17 protein-coding genes are annotated in these 16,587 nt (G+C 36.3%); 7 read left to right on the forward strand and 10 right to left on the reverse strand.

Going from position 1 to position 16,587, the window contains the following annotated elements; translation table 11 throughout:
* Positions 1-75: 75 nt before the first annotated feature.
* The 3 genes from AC27GZ_RS07915 (at position 76) to AC27GZ_RS07925 (ending at position 2,398) form a co-directional block, all read left to right on the forward strand.
* Positions 76-1,146, forward strand: coding sequence for a sensor histidine kinase (locus AC27GZ_RS07915; RefSeq protein ID WP_487094391.1), 1,071 nt, complete (start codon positions 76-78; stop codon positions 1,144-1,146).
* Positions 1,147-1,176: 30 nt separating this feature from the next.
* Positions 1,177-2,019, forward strand: coding sequence for a LytR/AlgR family response regulator transcription factor (locus AC27GZ_RS07920; RefSeq protein ID WP_487094393.1), 843 nt, complete (start codon positions 1,177-1,179; stop codon positions 2,017-2,019).
* A 109-nt stretch (positions 2,020-2,128) separates the two neighbouring features.
* Entirely contained in the window at positions 2,129-2,398 is a 270-nt protein-coding gene (locus AC27GZ_RS07925; RefSeq protein WP_487094395.1) for an acylphosphatase, read from the forward strand.
* On the opposite strand, the gene AC27GZ_RS07930 is transcribed toward AC27GZ_RS07925, so the two are convergent.
* Genes AC27GZ_RS07930 through AC27GZ_RS07940 form a run of 3 tightly spaced genes read right to left on the reverse strand, consistent with a single transcriptional unit; the run spans position 2,395 to position 4,889 of the window.
* Positions 2,395-2,604, reverse strand: a complete 210-nt coding sequence (locus tag AC27GZ_RS07930; RefSeq protein ID WP_487094397.1) for a DUF1653 domain-containing protein — start codon at positions 2,602-2,604, stop codon at positions 2,395-2,397. The genes AC27GZ_RS07925 and AC27GZ_RS07930 overlap by 4 nt on opposite strands.
* Positions 2,605-2,664: 60 nt before the next feature.
* Positions 2,665-3,162 (reverse strand): acetolactate synthase small subunit, encoded by a 498-nt coding sequence (gene ilvN, locus AC27GZ_RS07935; RefSeq protein ID WP_487094399.1) that lies wholly within the window; start codon positions 3,160-3,162, stop codon positions 2,665-2,667.
* The gene (locus AC27GZ_RS07940; protein ID WP_487094401.1) at positions 3,162-4,889 is read right to left on the reverse strand and encodes an acetolactate synthase 3 large subunit; all 1,728 of its coding nucleotides are present in this window, start codon (positions 4,887-4,889) and stop codon (positions 3,162-3,164) included. Before AC27GZ_RS07940 ends, ilvN begins: the two co-directional genes overlap by 1 nt.
* A gap of 468 nt (positions 4,890-5,357) precedes the next feature.
* Here AC27GZ_RS07940 and AC27GZ_RS07945 point away from each other — a divergent pair, with 468 nt between their 5' ends.
* The 3 genes from AC27GZ_RS07945 to yfbR all read left to right on the forward strand — a co-directional run bounded on the left by AC27GZ_RS07945 (position 5,358) and on the right by yfbR (position 8,276).
* Positions 5,358-5,939 carry a DUF4136 domain-containing protein gene (locus tag AC27GZ_RS07945; RefSeq protein WP_487094403.1) on the forward strand — a complete coding sequence of 194 codons (582 nt, stop codon included), beginning with the start codon at positions 5,358-5,360 and terminating at the stop codon, positions 5,937-5,939.
* Between the two features lie 136 nt (positions 5,940-6,075).
* Positions 6,076-7,620, forward strand: coding sequence for an HD domain-containing phosphohydrolase (locus AC27GZ_RS07950; RefSeq protein ID WP_487094405.1), 1,545 nt, complete (start codon positions 6,076-6,078; stop codon positions 7,618-7,620).
* Positions 7,621-7,661: 41 nt separating this feature from the next.
* Positions 7,662-8,276 carry a 5'-deoxynucleotidase gene (yfbR, locus tag AC27GZ_RS07955; RefSeq protein WP_487094407.1) on the forward strand — a complete coding sequence of 205 codons (615 nt, stop codon included), beginning with the start codon at positions 7,662-7,664 and terminating at the stop codon, positions 8,274-8,276.
* Here the strand turns inward: yfbR and AC27GZ_RS07960 are convergent.
* From AC27GZ_RS07960 to AC27GZ_RS07970, 3 genes are all read right to left on the reverse strand, one after another.
* Entirely contained in the window at positions 8,273-9,490 is a 1,218-nt protein-coding gene (locus AC27GZ_RS07960; RefSeq protein WP_487094409.1) for a pyridoxal phosphate-dependent aminotransferase, read from the reverse strand. The genes yfbR and AC27GZ_RS07960 overlap by 4 nt on opposite strands.
* 204 nt (positions 9,491-9,694) lie before the next feature.
* A complete protein-coding gene (locus AC27GZ_RS07965) occupies positions 9,695-11,404 on the reverse strand; it encodes a proline--tRNA ligase (protein ID WP_487094411.1) in 1,710 nt (569 codons plus the stop codon).
* Between the two features lie 164 nt (positions 11,405-11,568).
* The gene (locus AC27GZ_RS07970) at positions 11,569-12,567 is read right to left on the reverse strand and encodes an ion channel (RefSeq protein ID WP_487094413.1); all 999 of its coding nucleotides are present in this window, start codon (positions 12,565-12,567) and stop codon (positions 11,569-11,571) included.
* 104 nt (positions 12,568-12,671) lie between these two features.
* Here AC27GZ_RS07970 and AC27GZ_RS07975 point away from each other — a divergent pair, with 104 nt between their 5' ends.
* A complete protein-coding gene (locus tag AC27GZ_RS07975; protein ID WP_487094415.1) occupies positions 12,672-13,190 on the forward strand; it encodes a GNAT family N-acetyltransferase in 519 nt (172 codons plus the stop codon).
* A gap of 18 nt (positions 13,191-13,208) precedes the next feature.
* On the opposite strand, the gene AC27GZ_RS07980 is transcribed toward AC27GZ_RS07975, so the two are convergent.
* Genes AC27GZ_RS07980 through AC27GZ_RS07995 form a run of 4 tightly spaced genes read right to left on the reverse strand, consistent with a single transcriptional unit; the run spans position 13,209 to position 16,510 of the window.
* Positions 13,209-13,574 (reverse strand): RNA-binding S4 domain-containing protein, encoded by a 366-nt coding sequence (locus AC27GZ_RS07980; RefSeq protein ID WP_487094417.1) that lies wholly within the window; start codon positions 13,572-13,574, stop codon positions 13,209-13,211.
* 46 nt (positions 13,575-13,620) lie between these two features.
* The gene (locus AC27GZ_RS07985; RefSeq protein WP_487094419.1) at positions 13,621-14,226 is read right to left on the reverse strand and encodes an adenylate/guanylate cyclase domain-containing protein; all 606 of its coding nucleotides are present in this window, start codon (positions 14,224-14,226) and stop codon (positions 13,621-13,623) included.
* A gap of 23 nt (positions 14,227-14,249) precedes the next feature.
* Entirely contained in the window at positions 14,250-15,668 is a 1,419-nt protein-coding gene (locus tag AC27GZ_RS07990) for a transglycosylase SLT domain-containing protein (protein ID WP_487094421.1), read from the reverse strand.
* An 11-nt stretch (positions 15,669-15,679) separates the two neighbouring features.
* The gene (locus AC27GZ_RS07995; protein WP_487094423.1) at positions 15,680-16,510 is read right to left on the reverse strand and encodes an ETEC_3214 domain-containing protein; all 831 of its coding nucleotides are present in this window, start codon (positions 16,508-16,510) and stop codon (positions 15,680-15,682) included.
* Between the last annotated feature and the right edge of the window lie 77 nt (positions 16,511-16,587).

The raw sequence follows: 16,587 nt of genomic DNA on the forward strand, positions 1-16,587 counted from the left end.
AAAGGTCGTGCACTTAAGTGGTGGCTAGCGCATAATTAAACTATAAAGAAAAAATTAGTCATCTTAGGACTTTATGTGAATTGGAAAGAATTGCTAGAAGATAGAAATCGTCTATTTTGGTTAGCTCATAGCGCAGGTTGGTTAGGTTTTGCATTAGTTCATTACCTCGGCTCATTGCTGCATGATTTACGTGATATTTTTGTCGTGATTATTTTTCTAAATGCTTATGCTGGCTGGTTGTTTACTGTGCCGTTACGCTATGTTTACCGTCGTGTTTGGAACCTTTCGCCGGTTAAAATTGCTTTGGTTGTTGTTTTTGCTTCATATTTTACGGGTGTTTTATGGCAAGTTGTCAAAAATATCAATTATTGGGAAATATACAAACATGGATATCAGCCTGACTTTTGGTTGATGTATACAAAATCGAGTGTTTGGTCTTTTTACATTATATTAAGTTGGAGCGGCTTGTACTTTGGCACTAAGTACTATCAAATGTTCCAATTAGAAAAACAGCGGGTATTAAAAGCGAATACTGTTGCTCATCAAGCGCAGTTGAAAATGCTTAGATATCAGTTAAACCCACACTTCTTATTTAATACTTTAAATGCAATTTCTACTCTTATTTTATTAAAAGAAAATGTCACAGCCAACAGTATGGTTACTAAATTGAGTGAGTTTTTACGTTATTCTCTTGATAAAGATCCAATGAAAAAAGTGACTTTAAGTAGCGAAATTCAAGCATTAGAGCTTTATTTGGCTATAGAAAAAGTGCGTTTTGAAGACAGATTACAAGTTCACTTTAATATTAGTGAAGATTGTCATAAGGCTTTAGTGCCCAGTATGATTTTGCAACCATTGGCTGAGAATGCGATTAAACATGCGATAGCAATTCAAGAGCAAGGTGGCTCTATTACTATTAGTGTTAATCATTTTGCTCATGATTTAATGATTGAAGTTGCAGATGATGGGCCTGGTGCTGATATTGTTGATGGTAATTTGTCGAGAGAAAGCGGTGTTGGTTTAGTCAATACACGCGAAAGATTACAAGCTTTATATAAAGATAATTTTTCTTTATTAGTTGCCAATAATGCCCCTTCTGGTGTAAAAGTGAATATACGAATGCCACTTGAGTATGTTGGTGACTAGTTTACTTTACATGGAAACCGAGTATTAAATATGACACTTAGAACAATCATTGTTGATGACGAGCCTTTGGCACGTAAAGGCTTGATGGTACGCTTACAAGCCTATGATGATATCAATGTAGTTGCTCAGTGTAGTAATGGTAGAGAAGCGATAGAAGCGATCAGAGCTTATCAAGTTGATTTAATGTTTCTTGATATTCAAATGCCCGGTTTAAATGGCTTTCAAGTGATAGAAGAGTTAACTAAACAAGGGCTAAAGTTACCGAGAATTGTTTTTGCAACCGCTTATGATCAATATGCTATAAAAGCATTTGAAGTACACGCCTTAGACTACATTATGAAACCTGCGGATGAGCAGCGTCTCGATCAAGCTATAGATAAAATACGACAACATTTTAGTTCAACAACCGATGCTGAGCATAAAGCTAAACTTATTCAGTTAGTAAGTGATGTAACGGGTAATGATTGCCAGAAAATTAGGGAAGAACTTGATAATAATCAGCCGGTAAGTTTATCGAGCTATTCTGATGTTTTAGCGATAAAAGATGCGGGTGAAGTGAGCCGTGTTCCTGTTAAAGATATTATTTGGATTGATGCTGCAGGTGATTATATGTGTGTTCATACATGTAGTACTTCAGCAACTGACAGTCAAGAGAATACGCTGATTTTGCGCAAAACAATGAAGCAATTAGAAGAACATTTAGATCCTAAAATTTTTATTCGAAACCACCGTTCAACTATTGTCAATAAACACTATATTCAAAAGTTTTGTAACCAAGTCAATGGTGAGTACTTTCTAGTATTGAAAAATGGTAAAGAATTAAAGGTCAGTCGCAGTTATAAAGAAAAGGTTAAACTTGCTATAACTCATTAGTTTCTCAGTGACTTTGGTCAGTAGTTTGTTTTTATAACGGTTAATTTTTCCCACTTCTTCTAAAGCGTCTATACTCTAATTAATAATACAAATAAAAAGAGTATATTTTATGAAGGTAAGCTACATTGTTCATGTGTCAGGTAAGGTACAGGGCGTATATTTCAGAGTATCAAGTCAACAAAAAGCCATTGATTATTGCTTAAGTGGCTACGCTAAAAACTTAGCTGATGGTGATGTTGAATTGATGCTTTGTGGCGAAGAAGAAAATGTCGAAAAGATGCTAACTTGGTTAGCGCAAGGACCGAAAAACGCAGAAGTTAGCCAAGTGCAGCACAAACAAGTTGATTGGCAAGAGCATAGCTTTTTTGCTATCAGCTAATCAGCTACATATTGAAAGCGCTGCATGCGTTTCCCATCTCGCACTATCTCTTCTGTAAACATGTTTAATGGTCTTATCCAAAGATCGTCTTTGTTGTTTTCTGGGTGGTAAACTACTAAATATTCTTCAGTTTCACTATGACGAGCTAGGTGAAGAACTTGATAGTAGTTACCTTTAAAGTGTTGATATTTACCTAATTTAATCATTTTTTTGCTCTTTGAATGAAAATAAACGGCCGTAAAATAACTTACCTTACGGCCACCATTTTAAACCCTTAATGCTTTCTCACCACGTGCAATACCAACGCAGCCAGAACGGACAGATTCAATAATTTCAGTTTCATTATTTAATGCTTCAATGAACGCATTGAGTTTATTGCTACTGCCGGTAAGTTCAATAGTGTAAATTTGCTTACCAATATCTACGATAGAACCTCTAAAAATATCACTAATACGTTTGACTTCTGTGCGAGATGTATCATTCATAGCAGCAACTTTTACTAATAGAAGCTCACGCTCTACATGCTTGCGCTCTGTAAGGTCAGTAATTTTGATAACATCCACTAACTTGTTAACTTGTTTAACGATTTGCTCAAGTATTTTATCATCACCAATGGTAGCAATAGTAATACGTGATAAGGTGTTATCGTCTGTAGGAGCTACGGTTAAGCTTTCAATATTAAATGCACGTTGAGAAAAAAGCCCAACAATACGTGATAGTGCTCCGGGTTCGTTTTCTAATAAAATTGATAAAATATGACGCATTATGCTTTTACTCCTTTTTCAACCCACATGTCATCAATAGCACCATGGCGAATTTGCATAGGATAAACATGTTCTTTTTCATCGACCAGTACATCCACAAACACAAGTTTATCTTTGATACTAAAAGCTTCTTCTAGCTTACTATCAAGTTCTTCTAAGGTATCAATTTTAATACCTACATGCCCGTAAGCTTCGGCTATTTTAGTAAAGTCAGGTAATGACTCCATATAAGACGAGGAGTGTCTACCACCATAAACCATATCCTGCCATTGGCGTACCATGCCTAAAGAACGATTGTTCAAAGCAACTATAACTACGGGTAAATTGTATTGCATACAGGTTGATAATTCTTGAATATTCATTTGAATTGAACCATCACCTGTAATACATATTACATGCTGATCTGGGAAGGCTAATTTAACACCCATAGCTGCAGGCAAACCAAATCCCATAGTGCCAGCGCCACCTGAATTTATCCATTGGCGGGGTTTAGCAAAAGGATAATATTGCGCGGCAAACATTTGGTGCTGCCCTACATCAGAAGCTATGTAAGCTTTACCTTGGGTGATTTTATACATCGCTTCTACAACTCGTTGAGGCTTAATTTTTTCACCTTCTTCTTGCTTATAGCCAACGTGACGCATATCTCGCCATAAATGAATTTGCTGCCACCATTCTTTTAGCGCCTCTTCATTTGGTGTGAAGTTGGTCGCGGTCAATTCATCCAATATCTGCTGCATGACAATATCAACTAATCCTACAACAGGTACATGAGCATTAATTGTTTTTGAAATAGAGGTAGGGTCAATATCAACATGAATAATAGTGGCATTAGGACAGAACTTTTCGACATTATTCGTTACCCTGTCATCAAACCTAACGCCTAACGCTAAAATAACATCAGCATTTGCCATAGTTTTATTAGCTTCAAATGAGCCGTGCATGCCTAGCATACCAACAAAATTTTCATGGGTACCTGATATACCACCTAGGCCCATTAACGTATTGGTTACAGGCGCTTTAAGTGTTTCAACTAATTTAGTTAACAGCTCGGATGCGTCGGCAAGCACTATACCGCCGCCAGAATAAACAACAAGCTTTTTAGCTTCACTAATCGTTTTTACCGCTTTGCGTATTTGTTTAGGGTGACCTTTTACATTCGGGTTATAAGAGCGCATTTTTACATCGAGCTCAATACTGTATTGCGCCTTATTTTGAGGAATCAATAAATCTTTTGGTAGTTCAACAACAACTGGCCCAGGGCGTCCTGTACTAGCAATATAAAAGGCCTTAGCTAATACATTAGGGATATCGGCTAAATCACGGCAATTAAAGCTATGTTTTATGATAGGTCGAGTACAACCAACAATATCTGTTTCTTGAAAAGCATCGTTTCCAATAAGCGTTGTAGGGACTTGTCCAGCAAGCACTACCATAGGAATAGAGTCCATATAGGCTGTTGCAATGCCTGTTACACAATTGGTTGCACCAGGGCCCGAAGTTGCTAATACCACACCAACTTCACCTGTAGCTCTCGTGTAACCATCTGCCATATGAGTAGCTGCTTGTTCATGACGAACAAGAATATGCTCAATATCATCTTGTTGAAAAATAGCATCATATAGATCTAATACTGAGCCACCTGGGTAGCCAAAAATGTATTTAACGTTTAGATCTGATAGTGCTTTAACAACCATCTCAGCACCAGTGAAAAGCTCTGTTGTCATGTTGTTATCCTTAATTTTATTTACAATAAAATATAAAAAACCCTCGATCTATTTCAGAGCGAGGGTTTGGTTTTATGTTTGTTTGCTTTATTTTCTTTTAGCGTTCTACACAACCTAATCCTCGCAGTGATTTGACTACCACCACGACCATGAGGACGACATTGAGAATGTTAAGTTGAGAAAATAAAATCATTGTTATTCACTTTAAGTAAAGTGTTTAAAAAATCTATCAATATATGGCTCTATTTTTAAAGGGTTTCTCAATAAGTGTCAACCATTAATTACAATGAGTCAGCAAATTGTTATTAAATAAATTGATATCGCTATTGACCTTACAGAAGGGCTAAAATGAAAACAGACTATAGTTAATGGTTGTTATTGTTTCTGGTTACATTTCATGACAATATTGAGAATACTAATAGAGTATGCTGATAAACAGAAATTCATCAGCAAATAATGGAATAGAAAATGACAAATTTAAAAAGAATGTTTATTGCTGCTTTAGTTGTAGTTATTGCTGGTTGCTCTAGCACTTATGAAGCAAAAGTTAATTTTGACAAAAACAGTAAAATAGATACAACTAATTATAAAACTTTTGCATGGCTGACTGCCGGTAAAATTATGGCACCACCAGAAGATATCAATCCTGTGATGAAAACTAGAGTTGATGCGGAAATAGAAAAAGCATTTATGGCAAAAGGCTATAAGTTAATTGATGATTCTGAGAAAGCTGATTTTGCGATTTCTTACACTGTAGGTAATCGAGATAAAATTAAAGTAAGTCACTACCCTGCAAGTTATAATACTGGCTTTGGTTGGGGAAGAGGTTATTACGGTGGTTACTATGGCGGTATGTACGGTGGTAACATGGGCACGGAAACACGTGTAAGACAATATACTGAAGGGAAATTGGCTGTTGATGTGTATGATGTCAAAAGCCGTCAACCAGCTTGGCACGGTTGGGCTGTTAAGCGTATTACCTCATCAGATAAAGAAGCGCCATCAGCAACTATTAGAGATATTGTTCATCAAGTTGTTGGCCAGTTTTAGTAAACGCTTGAAATCATAGCATTAAAAAATAAGCGGCAATAGCCGCTTTTTTTATATATTTTCAATTATTTTGGTGCAATTTTTATTTTCTATATTACACTGTTAGTTAAGGCATTTTACATAATAGTTAATTGAAATGAATGATTTTATTTTTAAGGATGAACCTGTCGAGCCAGAACAAGGACTAACTAAAAAAGCCCAAAAAAAGTGGCGCTTATTAGTTGTTGATGATGATGACTCTATTCACCAAGTTACCAAATTAGTTTTAGCCGATGCTGAAATAGAAAACCGTCACCTAGAAATAGTATCAGTTTATTCCATGGCGGAAGCTAAAGAAATCCTAGTTAATGATGATGATTTTTGTATGGCATTTGTAGATGTGGTCATGGAAACGGATCATGCTGGCTTAGAACTGGTTCAATGGATTAGGGAAGATTTAAAGAACCAATCCATTCGTTTAGTGTTAAGAACAGGACAGGCAGGAACAGCACCAGAAGCTAAAGTTATTAAAGATTTTGATATAAATGATTATAAAGAGAAAACAGACTTTACTTCTAATAAAATGATCACCACAGTTTACGCAAGCATACGTGCCTATCGTGATATCATGACTATCCAACGTAGTTTGGATGCCTTTAAAAAACTGATTGAAACCACCCATGATTTATTGAAAATAAATCAATTAAAGTCCTTTGGCTCTGCTGCTTTAGATCATTTATTAGCATTAATGAACGTTGAAAGTTCAGCCTTATATATTGCCCGTACTCAAATTGACTTTGACTTGCAAGCAACCAATTTAATTATTGCATGTACAGGGAAATATGTCTGTGAATCAGATTCTTTAGAAAGCTCAGATATTAGCAATGAAGTTAAAGATAAAATTCAGCAAGTATTTAATGAACAATCTCATTACAGTGATGACAAATGTTTTGTAGGCTATTATCAGGCCTCTGTTAATGCTGCATCAGTACTTTATATTGAATTTGAAGATGATAATGAGCATTTCAAAGCGAACTTGGCGGAATTATTTGCGACTAATGTAGCGTTAATTCTAGAAGGTTTAACTCGACAAAAAGAAATTGAGAAAACGCAAAAAGAGCTACTATTTATAGTTGGAGAAGCTGTAGAAGCTCGCAGCAAAGAAACAGGCTCTCATGTTAAGAGAGTGGCGCTTATTTGTGAGTCAATTGCGCAAGAACTGGGTATGCCAAAAGCCTTTGTTGAAGCACTTCGTTTAGCTGCACCCTTACATGATCTAGGTAAAATTGCTATACCTGAGTATATTCTTCATAAACCAGGAAAACTTGTGGGTGATGAATGGAATATTATGAAAACACACGCGCAAATTGGTGGCGATATTTTACAAAAATCAACGGTGAGTGTATCAAAGCTTGCTGCTCGATTAGCACATTATCACCATGAAAACTGGGACGGCTCAGGTTACCCTGATGGTTTAGTTGGTGAAGAGATACCGATTGAAGCTCGAATTATGGCTATTGCCGATGTGTTCGACGCCCTAGGTTCATCGCGTTGTTATAAAGAGCCTTGGCCTGACGATAAAATAAAAGCTTATTTGATTGAGCAGAAAAATATTAAGTTTGAAGCGAAATTAGTTGATATTATTATTGATAATTTTGAGACTTATACTGGCATAAGAGAGCAGTATCCTGATAATTATTAATACGCTTTGCAATTAATGAGCAGCTTATACTTGGGATAAATATGTTTCATCATAAAAAAGGCAGTTTTACTGCTTGGATGCTCAGACTTAGAAAAATTATTCGTTGGCCATTAATGACAACACGAGAAGCTGAGACTTGTGCTCAGCACTCGTTTGAAGTGGCATTAATTAGTCATCAAATAGCATTAATTGGTCAAATTAAATTCAATAGAAGTTATGAGCCTTCCGCTATCGCGATAGCTGCACTTTACCATGAAGCTTCAGAGTCAGGTGGAGTGGGAGATATACCTAGCCCTTTAAAGTATTATAATCCAGATTTAACTAAGCAAATAAAACTGATTGAAAGTGAAGTTGAGCATTCTATGGTTTATGAAGGCTTACCAGAATACTTGCACGAAGCAATGGCGCCCTTTGTGATCCAGGCGAATATTGATACGCAAACCAAAGCAATAGTTAAGGCCGCAGATGATTTAGCAGCCTATCATTATAGTTTAGCCGAGGTAAATGGCGGAAACCGTGAATTCACAGATGCTTGTAACTTGTTAGAGAAACGAGTAACTAGCCATTGCGAGCAATGGCCAGAAGTTGCTGAGTTTTATCAGTCACAATTTCCTGCATGTATGCAAACGTTAGATGAGCTCTCTCGCCCAGACTAAAGTTGTTTATAGGTTGAAAAAAAGTTTTTAATTTTCTCAAGTGCTGGTACTAATTCATCTACATGAGGAAGAAAGACCAACCTAAAATAATTTTTTTCTTTGATATTAAAGGCACTACCGTGCACTAAAAGTATCTTTTCTTGCTTAAGCAAATCTAAAATCATTTTTTCATCATTGCTGATATTAAATTTTTCCGCATCCACCTTTACAAAAAGATATAAAGCTCCCATTGCAGGATTACATGATAAGCCATCTATTTCATTGATCATTTTAATAGCAGTGTTGCGTTGTTTTATAAGACGACCATCACCTTGAATAAGCTCATTAATACTTTGATATCCGCCTAACGCCGTCTGAATAGCATGTTGACAAGGCACATTGGCACACAAACGCATCGAAGATAAAATATTGAGACCTTCTAAATAATCTTCAGCATGAATTTTAGGCCCTGAAACCACCATCCAACCCGCTCTAAACCCAGCTATACGGTAATTTTTTGATAAGCCGCCCATAGTAATAATTAGCACATCTTGAGCTAATGATGCTGTAGGAATATGTTTCGCTTCATCATAAAGAATTTTATCGTAAATTTCGTCACTGAAAATAATTAAACAATGCTTTCTCGCTAGTTCAATTATCCCTTCAAGAATCTCTTTAGGGTAGACTGCTCCAGTAGGGTTGTTTGGGTTTATTAAAACAATTGCTTTTGTTTTGTCAGTTATTTTGGCTTCCATATCTTTAAGGTTGGGGTACCAAAAATTTTCATCATCACAGTGATAGTGAACAGGCTTACCACCAGAAAGTGACACAGCTGCTGTCCATAATGGGTAATCAGGAGCAGGTATTAATACTTCATCATCATTATTAAGCAAACCTTGCATGGACATAACAATAAGTTCACTAACGCCGTTACCGATAAAAATATCATCAACACGAACGTCTTTAATGCCTTGCTGTTGAAAGTATTGCATAACAGCTACACGTGCAGAGTAAATACCTTTTGATTCACTATACCCCTGAGAGCTTGGCAAGTTGTGTATAACATCTTTTAAAATATCATCAGGCGCTTCAAAGCCAAAAGGAGCAGGGTTACCAATATTTAATTTAAGAATTTTGTGCCCTTCATCTTCTAAACGACGGGCTTCTGCGGCAATTTGTCCTCTAATTTCATAACATACATTACTGAGTTTAGATGACTTGTTGATTGCTTTCATGGTGAAGTACTTCTTAAATTATTGAGTTGGAATATAATTGTCCATTGTTGCTAAAAATGATGCTTATTGAAATAGCTAAAATTAAGTTTTTAATGAAAAGTTTTACATTTTTGTTGTAAAAAAGAATAACCAGTATTTTTTGGTGGCAATATAAACAAAAAAGGGGCGTTAAGCCCCTATTTTACTTGATTGTATAACCAGTAGTTATGCAAACAATGCGCTAACTTCATCAATGGCAATAAGTGACTTTTCACCAGTAATTCGGTTTTTTAGTTCTACTTGCTGTGCGTCTAAATTACGCTCTCCGATAATTAACAATAATGGTGTACCTATGAGTTCATGATCTGCAAACATAACACCAGGGCGCTCTTTACGATCATCAAACAATACTTCTACACCTGTTTGGTTTAATTGTTCATATAAAGCTTCAGCTGTTTCTTTCACTCGGGCTGATTTAGCCATGTTCATTGGTACGATTGCAACTTGAAATGGCGCAATAGCTTGTGGCCATTTGATACCGTATTTATCATGGTTTTGCTCTATGGCTGCAGCGACAATACGTGAAACACCAATACCATAACAACCCATTGTTAAAGTTTGGTTTTTACCACCTTCGTTTAATACTGCACAGTTCATTGCTTTGGCATACTTGCTGCCAAGTTGGAAAATATGACCAACTTCAATGCCGCGTTTTATAACGATATTACCTTGACCGCATGGACTTGGATCGCCTTCTACGACATTTCGAATATCTTCAACTGAATATGAATTACAGTCCCTGTCCCAGTTTGCACCGGTAAAGTGTTGATCATTTTCATTAGCACCACAGACAAAATCACTTAAGTGTGCGGCACTTCTATCTACAATTACTTCACAATCTAGCGAAACAGGGCCGATAGAGCCAGCATTACACTTAGCAGTAGCTAATATTTGTTCGTCAGTAGCAAAAGTTAAAGGACTTGCTATTTGAGGTAAATGCTCAGCTTTGATTTCGTTAAGTTGGTGATCGCCCCTAAGCACTAATGCAATGATTGGCGTTTCACCTTGCTCATTCTCAATGCCGCAAACCAATAAGGTTTTTACTGTGGTTGATATATTAACGTTTAAGAAGCTTGCGACTTCATCAATGGTTTTTTGATCTGGCGTTGCTACTTTTGTTAGCGATTGCGTTGCTTGAGGTCGCTCACCTTGAGGTGCTAAAGCCTCAGCTTTTTCAATGTTAGCTGCAAAATCGCTGCTATCACTAAAGGCGATATCATCTTCACCAGAGTCGGCAAGTACGTGGAATTCATGTGAGGCATCTCCACCAATAGAACCGGTATCGGCCAATACAGGGCGGTAGTTTAAACCGAGTCTGTCAAATATTCTGCAATAGGCATCAAACATGGTTTGGTAGGTTTTTTCTAAACATGTTTGGTCTAAGTGGAAAGAGTACGCATCTTTCATTAAAAATTCTCGACCACGCATTACACCGAAGCGAGGGCGAATTTCATCACGAAATTTGGTTTGAATTTGGAATAAAGATAAAGGAAGTTGTTTATAACTACTCAGCTCATTAGCCACTAGCTTAGTGATAACTTCTTCATGAGTTGGGCCTAAAACAAAAGGACGTTGATGACGGTCATTTAGACGCAATAGCTCTGGCCCATAGTCATCAAATCTACCTGATTCTTCCCATAAGTCAGAAGGTTGTACCATTGGCATTAAAATTTCGTTAGCGCCAGCTCGTTGCATTTCTTCGCGAACAATGTTCTCAACTTTTTTTAATACGCGTAAACCAGTAGGTAACCAAGTGTATAAACCAGAAGCTAGGTTTCGAACAAGACCTGCTCTAAGCATTAATTGATGACTAATAACTTCTGCACTGGCAGGCGTTTCTTTTAAAGTAGACAGTAAATATTGGCTGGTACGCATAACACTAAAATTCCGTAAACAATGTATAACTAGATAAATGGAAACTAGTCATGAATAAATAAAATTGTCGCTATTCTAGCAGGGCATATGCTGTTGAAACAGTAATAAATGACATATTTAATGAATAGAAATACTCGATTGCCTAAATAGTTACTTAACGTCGATTATCGAGTCATTTTTTTTACAAAAACAACCACAAATAACGCGATAGTAAAGCTACCTGTAAAGGCCTCTACTGCGGCGATAGCCCTTGAAAGCCCTATCGGGTTGAAGTCTCCATAACCTAACGTGGTAAAGGTTACTACAGAGAAATATAAAGATGAAAGTAATAGTGAAATATTCTCACTCCAGCTTTGAGTGCTTGATACTTGGTGTAAAGTGCCTTGGTAGTTTAATCCGGTAAACGAATAGAGCACGGCACAAATAAAAATAATGACTATTGAAAGGCCGACAATTCGAAGTGGTGCTTCGCCGTAACCACAAAAAACATCGACCAATTTTGACATGATCCGTTTCATACTAAAGCGGGGGAGTTGTAAGCGACGCATTGTTAGCTCTTTATGAATAAAAAAACCTGATAAAGTAAAGATACCTTCTTGCTCAGCATGCTTTCGTAAGTCACGATAAATTTCTTCTGCTTGTTGAAGAAGATCATGAGATTCTTCAACTTTACCCTGTTTAATGGCAGTTTTAGCGTTTAACTCTTGTATTACTTTTTGTCCTATTTTGACATTTTCGAACTTACAACCTGACCATTTGACGCCAAGTAAATTAGCATTTTCTAAATTGGCACAGTTGAAATTCGCATCTCTACAATCGGCTTTCATGATGCTGGCATTGTGTAAATTAATATTGAACAAATGGCCGCCACGAATATTAGCGTGATAAAAATCGGCATGAGAGAAGTCATACCCTTGTTTGTTATGGTGGTTAACAAGATTTATATCTTGCAGTTGAGTACGAGACAGCGCTATACCACGGAGTAAGCCGCCAGACTTAGCATAGTTTTCTAACTTCTCTTTTACATCATCACCCAGTTTTGGCAGCGATTTGTCATGCCAATAGCACAAACCCGATGCCATGGCAGGCTCGCCACAACAGTATTGGTGTTGAGAGTTATTATCTGGATCTTGATATTGACATAAGGGTTTTTCTTTATTCATATAAAGAGTATAGTGCGCCATATTCAAAATTGTAATTTCTACCTTCAATTCAAACTCACCATGCTGAATGAAAGGTTTCTTAGAGCTTATATGATAGGTTTATTATGAATGTAACACTCAAATTAGCAGACTATAATAACCCAGAAGATTCACATGATTTAGTGATGTTATTAAATGCTTATGCTCTTGACCCTATGGGAGGTGGAGAGGCGTTGAGTGAATATACACAGCTTAATCTTGCAAAGACATTAGCAAAACGACATGATGTTTTTACATTACTTTGTTATGTGGATAATAAACCAGCAGGCATTATTAATTGTGTTGAAGGCTTTTCAACTTTTCAATGTAAACCTTTAATCAATATTCATGATTGTGGTGTTTTAGCTGAGTATAGAGGTTTGGGGTTATCGTTAAAAATGTTCGCTGAAGTTGAGAATATAGCAATCGAAAGAGGGTGTTGTAAATTAACCTTAGAAGTATTGCAGGGCAATACTATTGCTAAAAAGGCATATGAAAAGCTAGGTTTTTCTGGTTATGAACTTAATGCTGAAACAGGGCAGGCACTTTTTTGGGAGAAAAAGCTAATTAGCACTAAGGGAGAGAAGAGGAAGAATGAAAGCTAGCTTAATAGCTTCCTATTGTTAAAAAGAAATAGGCTTACGTTTTCTGGCATCTTTTACTGAGTTACGAGAGTTAACTTCAGTGTGTTGTTTACTCTTTTCGTTTCTATTCGTTTGATCACTTGGCTGTTTAGGCTCAGCTTCTTGTTCTTGTTCTATTAGTGCTTTGTTAACAACTACTTGAATAACTTCACCGTTAAATTCAACAACATCATTATGGTAAACTTTTTTTCTTTTTTGAAATTCAACTTCGCCATTAAGTAACACATAGCCTTCGCTGATCACTACTTTTGCTTCACCACCACCAGCGACAAGATCTGCTACTTTTAATAATTTACAAAGTTCTATGGGTTGTTGAGCTAATTGTATTTCTAAATAACTAGACACTATATTCCTTAATATATTTGAGGAGAGGAAGTTTTATTAAAGCTAATTAATAAATTAATTTTTTATAATTTAGGGTTAAGTCATTAAAATCTGTAGTAAATGATTTAACTTTATAGCGGTCATTCTTGATTAAATCATAGGCTTGAGCACTTATTAAAATCTCTTCTGGCTCAGCGATATCTTCACCTAAAACACTGGCTAAATTGACACTGGCACCATAGAGGCATTTGCCGTTGATGTTTAAAAAACGTCCGTAATCTATGCCAGCACAAATTTTTATGTCTCTTGCTTCAGGAGTATGGCTATTGACTTGAGTCATTTTATCATTAATTTCGATAATAGCGCTAATGGCATTATCAATATCGGTAAAAACAGAGAAAGAGTTATCGGCAACAAAATTAATGACAGTGCCGTCATACCTAGGCACTGACATAGAAATGATGTCCTGCATTTTCTTGATTATACTTAAGTAATAAACAATACCTAACTCATTGGTTACTTGGGTAAAATATGACATATCTGTCACTAAGACTAATGCTTCTTGACCAAACATTTGCCATACTTCTTCTTCAACTTCTTGCCACTGAGTTTGATAAGTACTCGAAGCAGAGCCAAGTAATCTGTATAGTCTAGGGTGTTCGATAATATTCATTTTTACTCACAGTAAAGTTGATATTATGTTTTATCAAGCGGTAAATAAATATTCTGGCGCTTAACTACCTTTCGCACGTAATTTTTCGTTTCATCATAAGGAAGTTTTTCTACTAATTGTTGATAAACTTCATCAGGTGACATGGTATTGATAACTTTTGCAGCACGATTAATGTTGCGAGATTTATCTTTATTAAATGTTTTGGCCACATTACCACTTCCCGTATTATAAGCTGCTACCATACAATAGAAACGTGATTGAGGGTTTTCAATTTTGCGTAAATAACGAGAATTTAAAATGTGTAAATAAGCGCCACCGGCTTCTATGTTCTCATTAGGGAGAAATAGATAAGACTGTGCCATGGGTTTATCTTTTTTAAATAAGAAACGGTTTACATCCACACCTGCTGTTCTAGGTACAATTTGCATTAAACCAAAGGCTGGTACATGTGATTGCGCTTTCGGGTTAAAGTAGCTCTCAGTATGCATAATGGCAAGCATTAGGCTAGGGTCAAGATCCCATCGCTCACTTTGACTTTTAACTTGCGCAACAAAAGGTTTGGCTTTTGCTAACTCATTTTTATGCGCTAATGGCATAGTAAATGTGGTTATTTTCTTATTTTTCAATGCTTCTTTTTGTTTGTCATTACTAGCTAACTTCGCAGTTTGCGCTTGTAGAGCTGCAATGCGTTGTTGCTTTTCTTTTTCTATTTGGGCTTTTTGTTGGGCAATACTTTTAGCTGTGGTTTCTTCTTCTACTTTTGCAAGAACTGAATCGTCGGGTTTAGTTTCTTCATTTGAATTTAACAAATCATATACTTTTTCAATTTGTTGTTCTTGTGCTATAGACTGTTGCTCTATCTTTTTGATTTCTTTTTCTATAACTGAACGGTTGTTATCGACGACTGAAGGTACAACCTCTTTTTTCTTGGCTGAAGAGAACAATTTTTCAGCTATGTCTTCATTAACGTTTGCACCGACAAGTTGTGCTAAAGAATCATCTTTTTGAGCTTGTTCAGTTAACGCTTTTACAACGGCTTGTTGATCGACATTTTCTGAGTTGTCATGTAGAACACTGACACGTATTTCATTTTTTTCAAAATCAAGCACTGTTTTAACTTTTTTATCAGGGCTATAGTCAACATATTCTTCTTGTGTTGAGACCTCTGCATCTCCCCATAAGCTAATTAAGTTATCTCTGATATCATCAACTTTTTTGAAATGCTCTTGTCTAAACTTTTGATACTCGGCTAAGTATTCAGCTTTCCATTGTTCGAACTCTGCTAGCTCAGCTTCACTACCTTCATAATCAAAGGCTTCCATAGCTTGATCTAAGTCAGCAAAAGGATCATCTGTTGTAGAATTTTGATCTGCAAATACCGAGGTAGAAAGGCTAGTGGTTAGTGCTAATAACACGGCTGAAGTTGTTAAACTGATTTTCATCTAATAATCCTTTAGCTTTTAGTGAACATTTGGAACTCATATCGAGTTAAGAGTGCTTCTGCAATAACAATTGGCTCAAGTTCGGTGATAGCATAAAAATTAGGATAAATTGTTTTCCTAATGTTATTAATAGGTGCTACAAGATCTTGTTCATTATCAGAGAACGTTGCTTTTTGATCTAAGGTTTCTATTAATTTGGCTATGTTATTTTGGTTATTTGTTAAGTCTTGGCTGTTTTGAGCTGAAGCACCATATTCAACATAACCTCGCAACAATGTGAGAAACATTTGTTGTTTACCTAAATCTTGAGATTCAATAAAGTAGAGTAGGTTACCTATATCATAACTATAGGTTCCTTGAGTTTTATGAGCTTGAGCTAGTGTTTTGGTGCCTAACTCTTCTGAGAATGGCACTTTCGGAGCAAAACCGTCTTGTAATGTAAAAACACTATAAGCCACTAAACGATCATCTTTAGACACTAACGTTAAGTGATATTTTGGCTCACTATAATAGTGAAACTGTAACTCTACATTGAGCTTTGAACGCTTAAGTACGTGAGGTTCACCTACGAGTGATTTGACATATTCCATACTACTGCCAACATGGATGTTTTCTATTCTTTCGTACTCAAGACTATGCGTAAAATGTGTTAGTGTTGCTTCATAAATACTCGATGCCAAATCTTTAGTATCGTTAAATTGGCCAGCAGTAATCATGACAATACCAATCATCATGATCCATGTTTGTAATTTTTTCCAAAAGGAAGGTGAGGTCGTTCCTGCTTGTTCTTCTAAGCTATCTTCAACAAGATCTTCAACAACATCTTTTAATTCTTCTTCCATAATCGTAAATTTTAATTCTTTAGGCTCTTATGATAGGAAAATAAAGGGCAGGAAATCCCGCCCTTTATTTGTTAACT

The organism is Colwellia sp. SU-HH00943 (assembly GCF_057546125.1).